At 72.9% G+C, this 18182-nt stretch carries 15 protein-coding genes and 1 tRNA gene; 9 read left to right on the top strand and 7 right to left on the bottom strand.

All coding sequences use genetic code 11. The features are described from left to right. The first annotated feature begins 107 nt into the window (after positions 1–107). The 3 genes from cysS (at position 108) to ACGFZP_RS25635 (ending at position 4553) form a co-directional block, all read left to right on the top strand. Entirely contained in the window at positions 108–1502 is a 1395-nt protein-coding gene (gene cysS / locus ACGFZP_RS25625; protein WP_392937211.1) for a cysteine--tRNA ligase, read from the top strand. 135 nt (positions 1503–1637) lie between these two features. Then, complete coding sequence (rlmB, locus tag ACGFZP_RS25630) at positions 1638–2633, top strand: 23S rRNA (guanosine(2251)-2'-O)-methyltransferase RlmB (protein WP_392937213.1); 996 nt, start codon at positions 1638–1640, stop codon at positions 2631–2633. A gap of 285 nt (positions 2634–2918) precedes the next feature. Next, positions 2919–4553 (top strand): DoxX family membrane protein, encoded by a 1635-nt coding sequence (locus tag ACGFZP_RS25635; protein WP_392937216.1) that lies wholly within the window; start codon positions 2919–2921, stop codon positions 4551–4553. 306 nt (positions 4554–4859) lie between these two features. Here the strand turns inward: ACGFZP_RS25635 and ACGFZP_RS25640 are convergent, their stop codons facing one another. From ACGFZP_RS25640 to ACGFZP_RS25650, 3 genes are all read right to left on the bottom strand, one after another. Further along, positions 4860–5627, bottom strand: a complete 768-nt coding sequence (locus tag ACGFZP_RS25640) for an NDP-sugar synthase (RefSeq protein WP_392937217.1) — start codon at positions 5625–5627, stop codon at positions 4860–4862. Between the two features lie 36 nt (positions 5628–5663). Further along, on the bottom strand, positions 5664–6104 hold the full coding sequence (locus ACGFZP_RS25645) for a hypothetical protein (RefSeq protein ID WP_392937220.1): 441 nt from the start codon (positions 6102–6104) through the stop codon (positions 5664–5666). Positions 6105–6263: 159 nt separating this feature from the next. Next, complete coding sequence (locus ACGFZP_RS25650) at positions 6264–7355, bottom strand: ABC transporter ATP-binding protein (protein WP_392937222.1); 1092 nt, start codon at positions 7353–7355, stop codon at positions 6264–6266. Positions 7356–7636: 281 nt separating this feature from the next. Between ACGFZP_RS25650 and ACGFZP_RS25655 the strand changes: the two genes are divergently transcribed. Beyond that, positions 7637–7710: transfer RNA gene (locus ACGFZP_RS25655), tRNA-Thr, on the top strand. 286 nt (positions 7711–7996) lie between these two features. On the opposite strand, the gene ACGFZP_RS25660 is transcribed toward ACGFZP_RS25655, so the two are convergent. Both ACGFZP_RS25660 and ACGFZP_RS25665 read right to left on the bottom strand, forming a co-directional pair. Beyond that, on the bottom strand, positions 7997–8518 hold the full coding sequence (locus tag ACGFZP_RS25660) for a hypothetical protein (protein WP_392937225.1): 522 nt from the start codon (positions 8516–8518) through the stop codon (positions 7997–7999). A gap of 551 nt (positions 8519–9069) precedes the next feature. Beyond that, a complete protein-coding gene (locus ACGFZP_RS25665; protein WP_392937228.1) occupies positions 9070–9933 on the bottom strand; it encodes a hypothetical protein in 864 nt (287 codons plus the stop codon). A gap of 204 nt (positions 9934–10137) precedes the next feature. Here ACGFZP_RS25665 and ACGFZP_RS25670 point away from each other — a divergent pair, with 204 nt between their 5' ends. From ACGFZP_RS25670 to ACGFZP_RS25680, 3 genes are all read left to right on the top strand, one after another. Further along, positions 10138–11433 carry an MFS transporter gene (locus ACGFZP_RS25670; RefSeq protein WP_392937230.1) on the top strand — a complete coding sequence of 432 codons (1296 nt, stop codon included), beginning with the start codon at positions 10138–10140 and terminating at the stop codon, positions 11431–11433. 285 nt (positions 11434–11718) lie between these two features. Then, positions 11719–11952 carry a hypothetical protein gene (locus tag ACGFZP_RS25675; protein ID WP_392937233.1) on the top strand — a complete coding sequence of 78 codons (234 nt, stop codon included), beginning with the start codon at positions 11719–11721 and terminating at the stop codon, positions 11950–11952. A 161-nt stretch (positions 11953–12113) separates the two neighbouring features. Beyond that, positions 12114–12659 carry a methylated-DNA--[protein]-cysteine S-methyltransferase gene (locus tag ACGFZP_RS25680; protein WP_392937236.1) on the top strand — a complete coding sequence of 182 codons (546 nt, stop codon included), beginning with the start codon at positions 12114–12116 and terminating at the stop codon, positions 12657–12659. A 33-nt stretch (positions 12660–12692) separates the two neighbouring features. Here ACGFZP_RS25680 and ACGFZP_RS25685 read toward each other — a convergent pair whose 3' ends face one another. After that, positions 12693–13751 carry an ATP-grasp domain-containing protein gene (locus tag ACGFZP_RS25685; protein WP_392937238.1) on the bottom strand — a complete coding sequence of 353 codons (1059 nt, stop codon included), beginning with the start codon at positions 13749–13751 and terminating at the stop codon, positions 12693–12695. Positions 13752–14173: 422 nt separating this feature from the next. Between ACGFZP_RS25685 and ACGFZP_RS25690 the strand changes: the two genes are divergently transcribed. Both ACGFZP_RS25690 and ACGFZP_RS25695 read left to right on the top strand, forming a co-directional pair. After that, on the top strand, positions 14174–15601 hold the full coding sequence (locus ACGFZP_RS25690; protein WP_392937241.1) for a family 2B encapsulin nanocompartment shell protein: 1428 nt from the start codon (positions 14174–14176) through the stop codon (positions 15599–15601). 81 nt (positions 15602–15682) lie between these two features. Continuing rightward, positions 15683–16732 (top strand): family 2 encapsulin nanocompartment cargo protein polyprenyl transferase, encoded by a 1050-nt coding sequence (locus ACGFZP_RS25695; protein WP_392937243.1) that lies wholly within the window; start codon positions 15683–15685, stop codon positions 16730–16732. A 70-nt stretch (positions 16733–16802) separates the two neighbouring features. On the opposite strand, the gene ACGFZP_RS25700 is transcribed toward ACGFZP_RS25695, so the two are convergent. Beyond that, positions 16803–17876, bottom strand: a complete 1074-nt coding sequence (locus ACGFZP_RS25700; RefSeq protein WP_392937246.1) for an NAD-dependent epimerase/dehydratase family protein — start codon at positions 17874–17876, stop codon at positions 16803–16805. Positions 17877–18182 lie beyond the last annotated feature (306 nt).

An 18182-nucleotide genomic window follows, 5' to 3' on the forward strand; every position in this document is an offset into this window, starting at 1 on the left:
CCGGAGTGGGTGCCTCCGCAACGTCACGTACGCGAAACGGCGCTGCCGCGGTATTGACATTTCAGAATGTCGCGGGGCACCCCCTGCCGCCCACTACGCTTGACGCTGTGAGCATTCGCCTGTACGACACCAGCACCCGCCAGGTACGCGACTTCGTCCCGCTTGTACCGGGTTGTGTCTCGATCTACCTGTGTGGCGCTACCGTCCAGTCGGCGCCTCATATCGGGCACATCCGGTCCGGGCTCAACTTCGACGTCATGCAGCGGTGGTTCGCCTACCGCGGCTACCAGGTGACCTTCGCCCGGAACGTCACCGACATCGACGACAAGGTCATCGCCAAGGAACGCGAGCTGGGCACGCCCTGGTGGCAGATCGCCTACGCCAACGAGCGGGCCTTCAACGACGGCTACGCGGCGCTCGGCTGCCTTCCGCCGACCGTCGAGCCGCGTGCGACCGGGCACATCCCCGAGATGATCGAGATGATGCAGGCGCTCATCGCCAAGGGGCACGCCTACGCCGCGGACGGCAACGTCTACTTCGACGTGAAGTCCTACCCCGGCTACCTCCAACTCTCCAACCAGAAGCTGGAGAACCTGCGCCAGCCCGAGGGCGAGGGCGAGACCGGCAAGCGGGACCCGCGCGACTTCGCGATGTGGAAGTCCGCCAAGCCGGGCGAGCCGAGCTGGAACACCCCGTGGGGCTGCGGCCGTCCCGGCTGGCACCTGGAGTGCTCGGCGATGGCGCACAAGTACCTGGGCCGGGCCTTCGACATCCACGGCGGCGGGATCGACCTGATCTTCCCGCACCACGAGAACGAGATCGCCCAGTCCAAGGCGTACGGCGACGATTTCGCCAACTTCTGGGTGCACAACGCCTGGGTCACCATGAGCGGCGAGAAGATGAGCAAGTCGCTCGGCAACTCGGTGCTGGTCTCGCAGATGGTGGAGCGCTGGCGTCCGATCGTCCTGCGTTACTACCTCGCCGCCCCGCACTACCGCTCGATGATCGAGTACAGCGAGGAGTCGCTGCGCGAGGCCGAGGCCGGTTTCGGCCGGATCGAGGGCTTCATCCAGCGCGTGGTCGAGCGCTGCGGCGCGGTTGACGCCGCGCCCGAGGTGCCGCCGGCCTTCGCCGAGGCGATGGACGACGACCTGGGCGTACCGCAGGCGCTGGCCATCGTGCACACCGCCGTCCGCCAGGGCAACAGCGCCCTCACCGCGGACGACAAGGAGAACGCGGTGGCGCGTCTGGCCGAGGTCCGTGCGATGCTCGGAGTGCTGGGTCTTGACCCGCTCGACCCGCAGTGGGCCGGGGCGGAGCGCGGTGAGGACCTGCACGGCGTGGTCGATTCGCTGGTTCGCCTGGTCCTGGACCAGCGACAGGCGGCCCGGGTGCGCAAGGACTTCGCCACCGCGGATGCCATCCGCGACCAGCTCGGCCTGGCCGGGCTGGCGATCGAGGACACCCCGTCCGGCCCGCGCTGGACGATCAACAACCAGTAACCCCATCTGACGACTGGGGTGAGGGTGGGCCGTACCGGACCGGTGCGGCCCTCCCGCATGACGTAGCGCATGCCGTCGGCCGCCACCGGGTTCACCGGTGCGGCCGGGCATGCCGGACAGACAGGAAGTACAGCCATGGCCGGCAACAGTGCACGCAGGAACCGCCGCAACCCCGGATCGAAGAAGGGCGCGAGTGTCGGTACCGGCGGCCACAGCCGGAAGGCACTCCAGGGCAAGGGCCCGACCCCGCCCGGCGCGGAGCGCAAGGGACACCCCAAGCAGCGCCAGGCGAACGCCGCGCTGAAGCGTGAGCGGGACGCCAAGGCCCGGGCCGGCATGCGCCGGGCCGGCGGCGGCGGCCGGGGCGGCCGCGGCGGCGCCGGCGCAGCCGAGCTGGTCGTGGGGCGCAACTCGGTGGTCGAGGCGCTGCAGGGCGGCGTGCCGGCCACCGCGCTGTACGTCATGCAGTTCATCGACACCGACGACCGGGTCCGCGACGCCTTCCAGGCGGCCAACGACCGGGGCATCCCGCTGATGGAGGCCCCGCGCCCGCAGCTGGACCAGATGACCGGCGGCCTCAACCACCAGGGCCTGGTGCTCCAGGTCCCGCCGTACGAGTACGCGCACCCGGAGGACCTGCTGAACGGGGCCTCGGAGGCCGGCGAGGACGCGCTGATCATGGCGCTGGACGGCGTCACCGACTCGCGCAACCTCGGCGCCGTGGTCCGTTCGGCCGCCGCCTTCGGTGCGCACGGCGTGGTCATCCCCGAGCGTCGCGCGGCCGGCATGACCGCCGGTGCCTGGAAGACCTCCTCCGGTGCGGCGGCGCGGCTGCCCGTGGCCCGTGCCACCAACCTGACCCGGGCCCTGGAGGCCTACCAGAAGGCCGGCCTGCTGGTGGTCGGCCTGGCCGCCGACGGCGAGGCCGAGATCGGCGACCTGGAGGCGCTGACCGGCCCGGTCGTGATCGTGGCAGGCAGCGAGGGCAAGGGCCTGTCCCGGCTGGTCGCGGAGACCTGCGACATCCGGGTCCGGATCCCGATGCCGGGTGCCACCGAGTCGCTGAACGCCGGTGTCGCGGCGGGCATCGTCCTGTACGAGGCCGCGCGGATGCGCAGCAAGGTCGGCTGAGACCGGTACGGACGGGTCGGTCAAGGCCGATCACAGTCGAGGGCCGGCGCGCGGGAGATCTTCTGAATTCCCCGCAATCCGGATGGGAAGCGATCGGGCTCGACCGGGCCCGATCGCTTTTCTCATGATCATTTCAAGGGGGCGCCGGGAATCCACCCGGGAGAGTGTCCTAACCGGGTGTCACCCGGTTAGACGGGTGTGGACACCAGAACACCTCGGCGCCCCCTGCTGGGCGGCGGCAGTACCGGGATAGACGCGGGCCCCGGCCTCAACACCGTCAAGGTGATGTCCGACCCCGCTCGGCTCAGCAGCACCCAGGCGAGCTTCCGGCTCCGGCTCGCGGCACCGGTGGCGCCGCTGATCGAGGCTCCGGCCGGACTGCTGTCCCCCGGCGCCGCGTTCGGCGACCCGTACAACACCCAGGGCCTGATCCGCCGTCCGCTGGTCACCCCGCAGGTGATCGTGCCCGCCTCCACCGTGCCCGCGCTCGGCGGGGCGGGTGCGCAGCGCCGCAAGGGCCGGGTCACCGCCGTCACCTGGACCGGTCAGGCGCCCCCCGGGGACCTGGCGGCCACCCAGCTGCTGGAGGCCGTCCGGCTGACCACCGTGCCGACCCCGGCCGGGGTGGGCGCGCGGGTCGGTGCGGGCGGCGTCCCGGCGGACGACGACACGCAGCTGATCGCGCCGTACGCGGGCGCGCGGACCGTCCCCCGCCAGCCGCGCGAGGGCGCCGGCAGTGCGACCGAGGCCGGGATCGGCCCGGTCGGCGCACCGCAGGGCTGGACCCCGAGCGGTGAGCTGCCCGAGGTCTCCGCCGCGGCGGGCGACGCCAAGCAGCCGTGGTACCCCGGTCGCCGGGTCGACCTCGGCCTGGTGCTGCTGCCGCTGCGGGTGGTGCTCGGCTCGCTGTCCGTCTACGCCGGGTTCAGCAAGCTCTGCGACCCGGTGTACTTCGACGGCGGCGAGCGCGGTTCGATGATGCGCTGGCTCTCCTCGCTGCACCCGTGGAAGGTCGCCGATCCGCTGCTGGCCTTCGCCATGGCGCACCCGGTCGGCTCCGGCCTGGTGGTGTCGTTCACCGAGATCGTGGTCGGCGTGCTGACCATCCTCGGCCTCTGGCAGCGGCTCGCGGCCGGGGCGGCGATGCTGCTCTCCGCCGCGCTGCTGTTCACCGTCAGCTGGCGGTCGGTGCCGGTCTACGACACCCCCGACCTGATCTTCCTGGCGGCGTGGAGCCCGCTGCTGATCGCCGGTGCGCCGTTCGCCTCGCTGGACGGGCGGCTCAACCTGGAGGCCTGGCGGCGGCACGGCTCCGGCGCTCCGGCGGCGCAGCGCCGCCGGGTGCTGCGCCGGGGTGCGGTGGTCACCTCGGTGGTGGTCGGTCTGACCCTGCTGCTCGGCTCGATGCTGGGTGCGGCGGTCCGGACCGGCAGTCGGCCGCACCCCGCGCCGACCAGGCCCGCCACCGACTACGGCACCCCGGTCTGGCCGTCCGGCGGCCCGTCCGCCCCCGCCGGGGGCCAGGGCCCGTCCACCACCTCGCCCTCGCCCTCGCCGACGGCCACGCGTCCGGCCTCGCCCGCAGCCAGTGCTCCGGCCGGGCCGGCGTCCACCGGACCGGCCTCGCCGAAGGCGGCGACGGCCACCCCGAGCGGCAAGGCCCGCTCGACCAAGCCGGAGGCCGGGGCGAGCCCGGCTCCGGCGGCTCCGACGGCGGCGGCCCCGGCCGGGTCGGCGCCCGCGCAGCGCAGCACTCCGGCACCGGGCGGCAGTTCGGGGACGGCGCCCAAGCCGAGCCCGAGCAGCGGGTCCGGCTCCGGGTCCGGCTCCGGCCTGTTGGGCGGGGTGCTGGGCAGCGGACCGCTGGCCGAGCTGGGTGGCGGCCGGGCCTCGCGGCCGGGGGCGGCGACCTCCACCTGACCGTGGTGACCGCTCGGCGGTCCTGCGGGTCCACCGCCCGGCAGGGCGGACGAGTTGGCCGGGTGCTCCGTGGGGGAGCACCCGGCCAATCGTTTCTTCTGCGCCTGGTTGCCGCGTGGTTGCCGCATGGCGGTGCGCGTGGTTGCTGCTTCACGGTGCCGCGTGGTTGCCGCATGGCGGTGCGCGTGGTTGCTGCTTCACGGTGCCGCGTGGTTGCCGCCTGGCGGTGCCGCCTGCCGCGGCCGTCCTGGGCGGTTGATTCGCCTGCCTGGTTGGCTCGCCCGGCCGGTGGTGTCGACCGCTCGGCTACTGCGGGGTGCGGCCGACCCCGGCGGCGAGCTCCTTGGCCGCCTCGGTGAGGTCCTTCGCGGTGTCGATGGCCCGCCAGTAGACACCCTGCGGCAGCTGGTAGCCCGCCAGGCGCTTGCCGCGGGCCAACTGCGGGAAGGTGGTGCGCTCGTGGTCGCCGACGTCCGGCAGCAGCTCGGCGAACTCCGGGCTGAACACGTAGAGGCCGGCGTTGATCAGGAACGGCGAGGGCGGAGCCTCGATGAAGTCCAGCACATTGCCGAACTGGTCCGTCTCCACGGCCCCCCAGGGGATCCGCGGCCGGGCCAGCGCGAGCGTCGCGACGGCGTCCCGCTCGTGGTGGAAGGCGGCCATGTCGCGCAGGCTGAAGCGGGTCCAGATGTCGCCGTTGGTGGCGTACCAGGGCTCCTCGGGGCGGGGCAGCGCCTTGGCGGCGTACTTCAGCCCGCCGCCGCGCCCGAGCGGCTCGGCCTCCACGACGGTCCGCACGCTCAGCGGCAGGTCGGCCTTGTCGAGCCACTCCTCCAGCACCTCGGCCAGGTGCCCGCAGGAGATGACCACGTCGGTGACGCCCTCGGAGGCGAGCCAGGCCAGCTGGTGCCCGAGGATCGGCATGCCCGTCCCCGGGATCTCGACCAGGGCCTTCGGACGGTCGTCCGTGTAGGGCCGCAGCCGGGTGCCCTGGCCGCCGGCCAGGATCACCGCCTGGGTGACGGCGGTCGGTTGGGGCGTCGGGGACTGCGGGGGCGTGCTCTCAGCGGTCATGCCTGAACAATAGGCGGGCGCCCCCCGTGGCGGCTGTCAGCCGGCGGTACCGGAGGCGAAGGAGCCGTCGCAGACCGGCCGGGCGAAGGTACGGGCCCGCTGGACGTCACCCTGGTACTTGCGCACCGCCGCCTTGCCCAGCTCGGTCGCGAGCGAGGAGCAGTACGGGGTCAGCGCAGGCTGTTCGAGCATCGAGCGCTCCAACAGGTCCAGCGCGCTGCCGGGGTTGTGCGCGCGCAGCTCGTCGAGCAGGGCGACGCGCAGCGACTCCTGGGGGGCGAGCCCGTCCGGGGCCTTGCCCGCACCGGCCCGGCCGATCCCGGCGCCGTCCCCGCTGGACGCCGCCACCACCTGCTGATCGAGCCCGGTGGGCGGGGCCCACGGGACCCTGGTCACGGCGAGGGTGCCGGTGGTCACCAGGACCACGGGCAGGGTGAGGGCGATGGTTTGGCCGATACGGCGAACAAGCTGCTTCACGCTCAGGAGAGTAGCGCTGGGTGGGCCCCGGATCGCCCTCCGTTACACCATCGAGTGACACCGTGTCCGGGTTCGTCCCTTCAGCGTGTTGACGCGGCGGAGCCCCGCCGGACCCTCACCGGGTCCGACGGGGCTCCGTGGCGTGCTTCGGGTACTCGCTCAGCTGCTGAGGCGGGCGCCGGTGCTGGTGGAGAACACGTGGGTCTCGTCGGCGATCGGCACGACGTGGACCGTCTCGCCGCGGGCCGGGATCTGGCGGCCGTGCACGCGGACGACCAGGTCCTTGTCCTCGCCGCCGATCTTGGTGGTGCCGTAGACGAAGCCGTCCGAGCCGAGCTCCTCGACCACGTTCACCGTCACGGCGACACCCTCGATGCCGCCCTCGGAGACGACCTGGAAGTGCTCCGGGCGGATGCCGACGGTCACGGTCTTGTCGGTGCCGGCGCCGGCCAGGTCCTCGCGGGAGATGTTGATCACCGAGCCGCCGAACTTCACCCCGCCGTCGACCAGCGGCACCTCGACCAGGTTCATCGCGGGCGAGCCGATGAAGCCGGCCACGAAGAGGTTGGCGGGCCGGTCGTACATGTTGCGGGGGGTGTCGACCTGCTGCAGCACGCCGCCCTTGAGCACCGCGACCCGGTCGCCCATGGTGAGCGCCTCGGTCTGGTCGTGGGTGACGTACACGGTGGTGATGCCGAGGCGGCGCTGCAGCCCGGCGATCTGGGTACGGGTCGAGACGCGGAGCTTGGCGTCCAGGTTCGACAGCGGCTCGTCCATCAGGAAGACCTGCGGCTCGCGGACGATCGCGCGGCCCATCGCGACACGCTGGCGCTGGCCGCCGGAGAGCGCCTTCGGCTTGCGGTCCAGGTAGTCGGTGAGGTCGAGGATCCGGCCGGCCTCCTCGACCTTGGCGCGGATCTCGGTCTTGTTGACGCCCGCGATCTTCAGCGCGAAGCCCATGTTCTCGGCGACGGTCATGTGCGGGTACAGCGCGTAGTTCTGGAAAACCATCGCGATGTCGCGGTCCTTCGGCGGAAGGTGCGTCACGTCGCGGTCGCCGATGCGGATCGCACCGCCGTTGACGTCCTCCAGACCGGCCAGCATGCGGAGGCTGGTGGACTTGCCACAGCCGGAGGGGCCGACCAGGACGAGGAACTCGCCGTCCTCGATGTGCAGGTCCAGCCCGTCCACGGAGGGCTTGTCGGCGCCGGGGTAGACACGGGTCGCCTTGTCGTACGTCACAGAAGCCACGGCTGTGCTCTCCTTCACCGGCAGGAACGTGCCGGACGATCCGAGTAAAGGGTGGATTGTCGTTCGCCGGACCCGTCCAGTGGTCTCAACCACCACCCGGCCCGACTCCCGGCGACGCTACCTGCGCTTCCGCCGCTTGTCAGCCCCCGGTCCACCTGATTTCGGCATCGGTTCCATCACGCCTGCCCGCCCGCCGACCCACCGGATATGCCACCACCGCCCCACCCCGGCCCGGTAGACTGCCCCCGGTGCCGCCGTGATCCATCGCGGACGGTCACCATGCCTCCTTAGCTCAGTTGGCCAGAGCACCGCTCTTGTAAAGCGGGGGTCGTCGGTTCGAACCCGACAGGGGGCTCTGCGTACCACCCCGGACGCGCTACGGATTTGGCCTTCCGGGGGCTTGATCACCGGCCTCGGACGACTCGTCCGGGGCCGTTTGCGTGGGGCCGGGCCGCCGAAACCTGCCGCGTGGCGCCGACCCGTAGGTTCGGCGCCACGCGGCATCAGGCGTCACGCGCCGCATGCGGGAGGCGGACCGGCAGCGTCACCAACCCGGGCGTTTCGACGCCGCCACCGCACCGATCCGGCCACTGCCCGCACTGATCAGTGGGCCGGTGGCGCGCGGCCTCGGAGCCGGCGGGCTACCGGCGGGTCTCTGCCTGCGCGCGGAACTGGCGGGCGTGGTCCGCGGCCTTGGCGAGGTCGTGCCCGGTCACGCCGTTGCCCTCGGTGACGGTCACGTAGGTGTTTCCGTCCAGCCATGCACAGTTGGTCGCGCTGAACAGGTCGTTGCCGAAGGCATCCGGCGCGTCGGTCTTGGTGAAGGTCACCTTGCACTTCATGACGCCACCCAGCGGTCCCGGGTCCGCGTCCTTGACCTCGCCGTGGGTCACCTTCATGCCCGGGGTCTCCGCCGAGCCGTCGTTGATGCCGGTCAGCGCCTCCGCGCGGTCCTTCTCGGAGAACGGGACGTCGTTCTCGACCGCGACGACGAACGCGTTGTTCTCCCCGAACTGGCCGCTCTTGTACGAGGTCACGATGACGCGCTTGTGCGGGTCGTCCCGCACCATGGCCTCGGCCTGCTGCCGCATCGCCGCGGCCTCGGGGGCGTTGTCGTCGCGCTTCATCCCGAGGAAGGTGTCGGGCAGGTGGAGGCGACCCATCGTCTGGCTCGCCGTGCCCGGCGCCTGATTCCCCGAACCCGCCCCGGCGGCTGCCCCTGTGTCGCCAGACGCCGGTGCTGCCGCACCTCCGGCCGGAGCCGCCGCCGCACCCGCCGGGGCCGTGCCGGGTTGCGTGCCGTCCTCCGACCTCGTCACGGCGAACGCCGTGCCGGCCAGGACGATCGCGCCGACGACCCCCAGCGCGATCCACGGACCGGTGCGGGAGGGCCGGGCCGGTGCCGGCTGGTTCCATCCGGTCGGCGGCGGCCCGTACGCGGGTGGAGGCGGACCGTAGGCGGGCGGGGACGGGGGTGGAGGCGGACCGTGGGGCGGAGGCGGGGGTGGTGGCTGGACGTTCCTGTCCGACGGCTGTGCGGGTATCCCGGACGGCTTCTCGTGCATCTGCGAACTCCTGGAGGTCGAGTGACGATGCGGTGGAGGATCGGTGGACCTGGAAGGAATATGCCCCAGCCGTGGCTGCCCGCGCACAGCCCGGACGATCACTGTTTCCGATCTGTAGCACGCGCCGCCCAGGCGTTCCTGGCGATCAGTCAGTGGTCGTCGTCGCGGCGGCCTGCTCGGGCGCTCCGGTCACCGCCTCGGCGACGGGTGTTTTCGGGGGCGGTGGGGCGGAGTTGGCGGAGGGTCCAGGGGGTGGTGGGGGCGAAGGGGAGGGTGAGGGCGGTGAAGAGTTCGGCGGCGCGGCGGTAGGAGAGGCGGGCGCGGCCGGTGTGCGGGCAGCGGTCGGCGGCGGGGGTGGTGGCCGGGGCGCGGCGGTCGGTGAGGAAGAGCGGGCCGGTGGTGCGGCCGGCGAGGAGGAGGGGGAGCAGGCGGGCCGTCCCGGTCTGCCAGGTGAGGGGGGCGGCCGGGGGGCGGGTGCGGCGGCCGGGGAGGTCGAGGTTGTCGGCGTCGAGGGCGAGGACGGCCTCGATGGGGGCGCCGCTCTCGTGGAGCAGGTGCCAGAGGGCCTGTTCGCGCAGGGGGGCGCGCAGGGCGAAGAGGATGCGCAGGTCGTCGGGGCCGAGCGCGGGCGGGCCGGCCGCGGGGAGTGGCTGTGGGCGCAGGGCGGCGGCGGGGTCGGTGTCGATCCAGCCCTGGGCGCGCCACCAGGTGACGGCGGCGCGCAGGGTGGAGAGCTCGCGGTTGAGGGTGCGGGCGTCGGTGCCGGCGGAGCGGTGGGCGACGGCCGCGTGGAGGCGGGCGGCGGAGTCCGGGTGGTCGAGCAGCGCGAGCGGGAGGACGGGCGGCTTCGCGCGGCGGCGTTCGGGGCCGGCCGGGGCGGGGCGGTCGGCGAGCGCCCAGGCCCAGGTGTCGAGGGCGATCCGGTAGATGCGGCGGGAGCCGGCGCCGAGCCCGGAGGCGGCCAGGTAGCGATCGACGGCGACCGCGTACTCGACGGGTGGGAGCTGGGGCATCGGGTGCTCGCTTTCCGCAGTAAATTTGATCGGAAGGTGTCATCGAACGACAGGAGGTTAGCGCAGTAAAGAGCAGGTAGTAGCGGGTTTGTGGGAGGTTTTACTGCGGCAGTTGGAGGGGTGGGGAAAATTGATGGCCTTAGGCTCAAGTTTTCCACGGGAAAGCCTTGTGCGGCCTTCCGTCCGGAAGCAGACTTGCCGCCCATGGCAGTGGATGTGCAGATCCGCCGCACGGGCCGGCTGGCCGTGTTGGGCGAACGTGACTTCAGGTGGTTCTTCATCGGGTACGCGACCTCGCTGGTCGGGTCCTCGATGGCGCCGGTGGCACTGGCCTTCGCGGTGCTCGACGACGCGGGCGGTACGGGCCGGGGCGGCGGGACGGAGCTGGGCTGGGTGATGGCGGCCCGGATCCTGCCGATCGTCCTGGTGATGGTGCTCGGCGGGGTGGTCGCCGACCGGTTGGGCAGCCGACGGGTGATGCTGGCCGCGGACGTGCTGCGCTGCGCCGTGCAGGCGGTGTTCGCCGGGGTGCTGCTGGCGGGGCGTCCGTCGATCTGGACGATGGTCGTGCTGGTCGCCGTCTGGGGCCTCGGCGAGGGGCTGTTCCTGCCCGCGCTCGGGGCGCTGGTGCCCGGTCTGCTGCGGCGCGAGGAGGGCCTGTCGGACGCCAACACGCTGCTGGGGCTGGCCCGTTCGGTGGCGACGGTGGCCGGTCCGGCGGTGGCGGGGGTGGTGACGGCGGTGCACGGTCCGGCCGTGGTGCTGATGGTCGACGCCGTCACCTACGGGATCGGGGCGTTCGCCCTGGCCCGGCTCCCGGCGTCCGCGCCCGTCGCGGCGGAGCGGTCCGCCTCCTTGTCGGCGGATCTGCGGGAGGGTTGGTCGGAGTTCCGCTCGCGGTCCTGGCTCTGGATCACCACGGTGCACATGGGGCTGTTCAACCTGCTGGTGTGGGCGCCGTTCCTGGTGCTAGGCCCGCTCACCGCGCAGCGCGGGCTGGGCGGCGCGGGCGGCTGGGGGCTGGTGATGGCGGTGTACGGGGCCGGGGCGGTGGCGGGCGGCCTGCTGATGCTGGGGCGCAGGCCGGGGCGGCCGCTCGCGGTGGCGACGGTGGCGACGTTCGGCTGGGCGCTGCCCTCGGCGGCGCTCGCGGTCGGCGCGTCGTTGGCCTGGACGGCCGCGGCGGCACTGCTCGCGGGTGTCGGTTCGGCGGTCTGCGGGACGCTGTACGCGACCACGATGCAGAGCTGGGTGCCGGCCGAAGTCCTGGCCCGGATCAGCGCGTTCGGCGGGCTGGGGGCGTTCGTCCTCGGACCGGTCGGACTGGCGGCGGCCGGTCCGCTGTCCGACCGGATCGGCACGCACACCGTGCTGTTGGCCGGAGCGTTCTGGCAACTGGCCGCCGGTTCGGTGGTGCTGGCGGTACCGGCGGTGAGCGCGCGCCGTTGGGGCGCCGACCGGAAGGCCTCGCCCGCGCCGTACCCGGCACCGGAGCGCTGACGGCCGCCCGGGCGATCGGCGGCTGCCGTGGCGACCGGGCGGGCCACCCGGGCCGGCCCGCGTCACCCCGGCCGGCCCGCGTCACCCCGACCGACCGCGTCACCGGCTGTACCGGGCCGCGTCACCCCCTGTGCGCCGCCGCGCTCCGCGTGCGGTCGGTCCGGATCGGTCACCGGAGACGGGGCGTGCGCCGGCCGTCGCCCCTCCCGGCCCGCCGGGGGAGGCACGGCGACCGCGGCGGTCGTACGGTGGAGGGAGTGCGGGGGCGAACGAAGGAGGTTGGCCATGCCCGGTTCTTCCACCATCAGCCATCACGAGGCGACGGTCGCCCTCGACCACATGGATGCCAAGCGGCTCGCGACCGTACTGGACGAGCTCGCCTACCTGCTGGAGATCCCGGGGCCGAACCGGATCAACGACGCGCAGCTGGGCGCGCTGTGCGAGGGCCGGGCGCCCGACCGGGCGGAGCTCTCCCGCTGGTCGCGGGCGCTCGCCGGGGAGCTGAAGGGGCGGCTCTGACGGACTCCACGAGGCCCCTCCCGCCGTCGGCCCCACCGGACGGGCCGCCGGGCGGGCGGGTGCCGCCGTACGATGGCGCGCGGGGCGGGTGGTCCTCGCGCGCCCCACGGGTGCCGCCGTGGACGGCGGCGGCCGGTCCGGTGGAGGGTGGGGGCCCGAGCGTGCCGCAGTCCCGGTCGTTGTCCTGGCTGACCGTGCCGACCCCGCTGCCCAGCGGGCCGATGCATGTCGCGGTGACACCGCTGGGCGTGGCGTCGGCGGGGTACCTGGAGCACCTCGACGAGCTCCCGCGCTGCACGGACGAGTCGAAGATCGCCGCGGTGACCGGACGGATGGCCGACTATCTCGCGGGCCGCAGCCGCGAGTTGGGGCTGCCGATCGACTGGAGCCTGAGCAGTGGGCCGCATCGGGCGGTCCTGCAGACGCTGTGGCGCGACGTGCCGTACGGGCGGACCATCACCTACGGCGAACTGGCTTCCCGTAGCGGGGTGTTCGAGGATGTCGCGGAGCCCGGGCTGGCGGCCCGGACGGTCGGGCAGATGATGGCCGCCAACCCCGTCGCGCTGCTGGTGCCGTGCCACCGGGTGGTGGCGGCGGACGGGATCGGCGGCTTCGGCGGCGGCCGGGTGGGGATCGAGGTGAAGCGCTGGCTGCTCACCCTGGAGGGCGTGCTGGAGCCGACGTTGGACTGGAACGGCCCGCTCTAGAGGCCGGTGCGTCCGCGGGTCGAACCGGCCTGGTCAGTAGGCCAGTTCGGCCGTGACGAGCTCGAACGGCGTCTGGCGCGGCAGGACGGGCTGGATGCCGGAGACCAGGGTGTACTCGACGCCCGCCAAGTCTCCGGCCAGTCCGGTGTCGGGCCGCTCTCCGAGTGCCAACTGCACCGCGTTCCACGGGAGGTTGAGGCCGCACAGGCTCAACTGGTGCAGGCCGCCGGAGGGCCGGGTGTTGACGTCGATGACGACGGGCTCCCCGGCCAGGTGGCGGAACTGCACATTGGAGAGGAACGCCATGCCGGTGGCCTCGACCAGCCGCCGGGCGGGCTCCAGGTAGCGCGGCTCGGTGGTGAAGCTGCGGCGGCGCCGGTGCTTGTTGCGGCCGACGGCGGCGAGCAGGGTGCCGTCCCGGTCGGCCAGGCAGTCCACCGAGACCTCGGGACCGTCCAGGTAGGGCATCACCATCAGGTCGGCCGGCTCCTCGGAGGCCCGCAGGGCGGCGGCGACCTGGTCGACCTGGACGCGGCTGTCCCAGCCGGCCAGCCGGTGCAGTCCGAACGGCTCGCGGGTGAGCACCCGGAAGCCCTCGCCCCCGGCGCCTGAGGAGGGCTTGAGGCAGGCGGTGAGCCCGGCGCCCTCGATCCGCTCGACGGCGGCGAGCAGCTCCTCGGCGGTCCGGACCTGCCACCAGGGCGGGGTGGGCAACCCGGCGTCGGCGATGGCGGCGTAGCCGTCCGCCTTGCTGTCGAAGGCCGCGATCGCGGTGGCGGGCGGGCAGGCGAGGGCGGTGCCGATCGCCTCGAACTCCTGGTGGTGCAGGGATATCGCGAGCTGGTTGAGCCGGGGCACGAAGACGTCGATGGCGTGCCGGGCGCAGTAGTCGAGGGCGAAGGCGACATAGGCGTCGGGCGTGAGGTCGCCCGGTTCCAGGGCGCCGTGGTCGGCGGCGGCGAGGACGGGCGAGTCGAGGTCGACGTGCGTGGCGTGGACCTCGACCGGGCGCGGGGCGGCGTGCAGCAGTTCGATGAAGAAGACGTTCTCCGCATAGGTGCGGTTGAGCCAGACACGTACGGGGGCGCTCATGACGGCCTCCCAGGGCAGGGGTGAACGAGGGGGGAGGGCATCCGGTCCGGCCACACTCGTCAACTGGCCCCGTGGCCCTTTGAGGTGGCACCTTAGCGGTCCGTTTCGCCGGCGCGAACGGCGGGTGGTCGGCTGCGTGAACCGCGTGGGGGGCCGGTCGGGCGGCGGCCCGGTGGCCGCCCGTCGACAACCCGGAGAGCCGTCGGGCCGGTGCCGCACCGGTGCCGCGCGGGCCTTCGCGGGCCGGAACGCCCGGTTCCGATCCGTTCGAATACCAGCCGAACGCATATCGATCAGGTGATCTACTCGTCCTATTTGTTCGGTTATTCCGACCACTCGAAAGAGTGATTGCGGTCACCCCTGAATGGCCCCACCATGATTGTTGCAAGGCGACACCTCATCGGGTATGCGAAAGGCTCCCTATGTCGACCGAAACCAACGTCGGTATTTCTGCGCCGGGCGGGCTGCCACAGTCCGGCCAGCAGCAGAGTCTCGGCACTGCGGGCGCGCGGAACCTCGCGACGACCACCAAGTCCGCGCCGCAGATGCAGGGGATCAGCCCGCGCTGGCTGCTCAGGATGCTGCCCTGGGTCGAGGTGTCCGGCGGTACGTACCGGGTGAACCGTCGCCTGCGCTACTCGGTCGGCCGGGGCCGCGTGAGCTGCGTCAAGACGGGCCCCGAGGTGCGGATCGTGCCGCCCACGCTGCGCGAGGTGCCGGTACTGCGCGGCTTCGAGGACGACGCGGTCCTGGAGCAGCTCGCGGGCCGGTTCGTCCAGCGGGACTTCGCCGTGGGCGACGTACTGGTCGACTCGGGGGCGCCGATCGACGAGGTCTTCATCGTCGCGCACGGCAAGGTCGACCGGATCGGCACCGGCAAGTACGGCGAGGAGACGGTGGTCGGCTCCCTCGCCGACGGCGACCACCTGGGCGACGAGGCCCTCCAGCAGGAGGACGGCACCTGGCCGTACACCGTGAAGGCCGCCACCGCGGGCACCGTGATGGTCCTGGAGCGGTCGGCCTTCCAGGAGCTGGCGGACCGCTCCGAGGCGCTGCAGCTGCAGATCATGGAGTACCTGGCCGGGTTCCAGCAGGCGCAGAACAAGCACGGCGAGGCGGCGATCGGGCTGTCGGCCGGCCACCACGGCGAGTTCGAGCTGCCCGGTGCCTTCGTGGACTACGAGCTGAGGCCGCGCGAGTACGAGTTGAGCGTCGCGCAGACGGTGCTCAAGGTGCACAGCCGGGTCGCCGACCTCTACAACCAGCCGATGAACCAGACCGAGCACCAGCTCCGGCTGACCATCGAGGCGCTGCGCGAGCGCCAGGAGTTCGAGCTGATCAACAACCCGGAGTTCGGCCTGCTCGGCAACGCCGCGTACGACCAGCGGATCCAGACCCACTCCGGCCCGCCCACCCCGGACGACATGGACGAGCTGCTCAGCCGGCGCCGCAGCACCAAGATGTTCCTCGCCCACCCGAAGGCCATCGCCGCCTTCGGCCGGGAGTGCAACAGCCGAGGCCTCTACCCGGGCACCGTCGAGGTCCAGGGCAGGCACGTCTCGGCCTGGCGCGGGGTGCCGATCTTCCCGTGCAACAAGATCCCGATCGTCGGCGGGCACACCAGCTCGATCCTCGCGCTGCGGGTCGGCGAGGACAACCAGGGCGTCATCGGTCTGCACCAGACCGGAATTCCCGATGAATACCAGCCGGGCCTCTCGGTCCGTTTCATGGGGATCAGCGAGAAGGCCATCATTTCCTACCTCGTCAGCGCCTACTATTCCGCGGCCATTCTGGTGCCCGATGCCGTCGGCGTCCTCGAGAGCGTCGACATCGCACATCGCACTTCCTGACCGATTCGGTCGGAATCGCGCCGCCCGGCCGGAAGTCCCATGTCCGGCCGGGCGGCGCCACTGAACACGAGGGGGAGGACCATGGGAATCTTCACGCTTGAGCGGGACCATCGGGAGGGGCACGAGGCGGAGGACGTGCTCGCTCGGGCGCGCAGCCTGGTCGACCCGGTACTGCGGGCCGCCGTGGACTCGCTACCCGGTTCGATGCGCAAGGTCGCCGGCTACCACCTCGGCTGGTGGGAGGCCGACGGGACACCGTCCGGCGCGCCGTCCGGCAAGGCGATCAGGCCGGCCCTGGTCCTGGCCGCGACCCAGGCGCTCGGGGGCGCGCCGGCCTCGGCCACCGCGGCGGCGGCCGCCGCCGAGCTCGTCCACAACTTCACCCTGCTCCACGACGACGTCATCGACCGCGACGAGACCCGCCGCCACCGGCCGACCGCCTGGCGGGTGTTCGGCACCACCGAGGCCATCCTGGCGGGGGATGCCATGCACTCGCTGGCGCTGCGCATCCTCGCCGAGGACGCCCACCCGGCCGCCCGGCCCGCGGTGCGCCGACTCGCCGACTGCGTGGTCGAGCTGTGCGAGGGCCAGCAGATCGACTGCGCCTTCGAGCAGCGCAGTGACGTTTCGCTGACCGAGTGCCTGGCGATGGCGGAGGCCAAGACGGGCGCCCTGCTCGGGGCCGCCTGCGCGATGGGCGCCCAGTACGCGGGTGCGGGGGAGGAGACCGCGCAGGCGATGGACGGCTTCGGCCGTGAGATCGGTCTGGCCTTCCAGCTGATCGACGACCTGATCGGGATCTGGGGCGATCCCGCCGTCACCGGCAAGCCGGTCGGAGCGGACTTGGTCGCGCGCAAGAAGTCCCTGCCCGTGGTGGCGGCGTTGAGCTCCGGCACGGCGGAGGGCGCCAGGCTGGCGGAGCTGTACGCACTCGACCGGCAGCTGACCCCGGAGGAGCTGGCGCGGTGCGCGGCCGCTGTCGAGGGCGCCGGCGGGCGGGGCTGGGCCCAGGGCGAGTCCTGCGAACGGATGGCCGCCGCGTTGGCGCAGCTGGCCACCGCAGTGCCCGAGCCCTCTGCGGCCGACGAACTCCTCGCCCTGGCCGAGCTGGTCACCCGCCGGACGCACTGAGCCTGCGGGGCGGGGCGCCGCACCGGCCGCCCTGCCCCGCCCCGCCCCCGGTCCCGCTGCCTCGGCCGGACTACCCCAGCGCTTCGAGCAGGCGCTGCTCCTTCGCCGGGACGATGCCCTGTCGGTGCGGGGCGCTCTTACGGCCCTTGAGGCCGTCGACGTCGGTGTCCTCGGCCGGCCCGCGCTGCTGAAGCCAGGCCCAGGTGTCGCGGGCGGTCTCGGCGAACGGTCGGCAGCGCAGCCCGGCCGCCTGGGCCCGGGTGGTGTCGGCGAGCCAGACCCCCGCCATTTCCGGTACGTCGGGTGCCCAGAGCGGGAGTTCCGTCCACGGCTGCACACTGTCCGGGCCCTCGGCGAGCAGAGGGCCGTCCTCGACCCAGACGAGTTCGACGGGCGGGCCGGCGGGGTGACCACCTGTACCGTCCGCTCCCTCCCAGACCACCTCCGCGCAGGTCCGCAGGAACTCCCCGAAGGTGGTCCGCCCGGCCGGGGCGGTGGTGATGTAGCGCCCGGTGTCGCCCGCCGTCAGCAGGTCGAGGCCGAGCACGGCGAAGTCCCGGACGTCGATGACCTGCATCGTCCGGTTCTGGTCCCCCGGCGCCAGGACCTTTCCGCCGCGGGCCATCCGCTCCAGCCACCAGGGCAGGCGGCCCCCGTTCTCGTAGGGGCCGATCAGCAGTCCGCTGTTGAGGATCAGCGTGCGCTCCGCGCCGAAGTGCTCCTGCACCGCGCGTTCGCACCCCGCCTTGAGCGCATTGCCGGCCGGCTGGTCGGGCGGGGTGTCGGCGGGGCAGGGGTGCAGCGGGGAGGTCTCGTCGACCACCCGGGCGGGCCAGTCGACGAAGGCGTGCACCGAGGAGACGAAGGTGTAGTGGTCGGCGTGGCCGCGCAGCAGCCGGGCGGAGAGCGCGGCCTGGGCGGGCTGCTGTGCCGAGGTGTCGACGACGGCGTCCCAGTGCCGCCCCTCGATCAGCGCGGCCAGGTCCTCGGCGCGGTCGCGTTCGCCTCGAACGGGCCGTACCCCGGGCAGGTCGGTACCGGAGAGGCCGCGGTTGAAGGTGGTGACCTCGTTGCCGCGGGCGAGGGCTTCGGAAGCGAAGGCCCGTCCCAGAAAGGACGAGCCCCCGAGCAGGAGGATCTTCATACCGGCAGCTTCTCCCGGCCGGGTCGTTCGCGGGCCCTCGTTCGCGGTGGGCGGACGCGGTCAAAGGACGCGGCCGGCGAACCCGCGCGCCGAACCCGCGCGCCGAACCCGCAGACCGAACCCGCAGACCGAACCCACCGGTCGGCCGCCGCCGGTCGGACGCCGCGGCCCCACCGCACCCGAGCCCACCGCACCCGAGCACCGCCCACCCGCCGCCGAGGTGCTGACCGACTGGGTGACACCTAGGATCCCGTTTGTACCTAGATGTCCAGAATCAGGCATGCTCCGGCGCAGGGGAGATCGACA

The organism is Kitasatospora sp. NPDC048239 (assembly GCF_043202015.1).
GTDB lineage: Bacteria > Actinomycetota > Actinomycetes > Streptomycetales > Streptomycetaceae > Kitasatospora.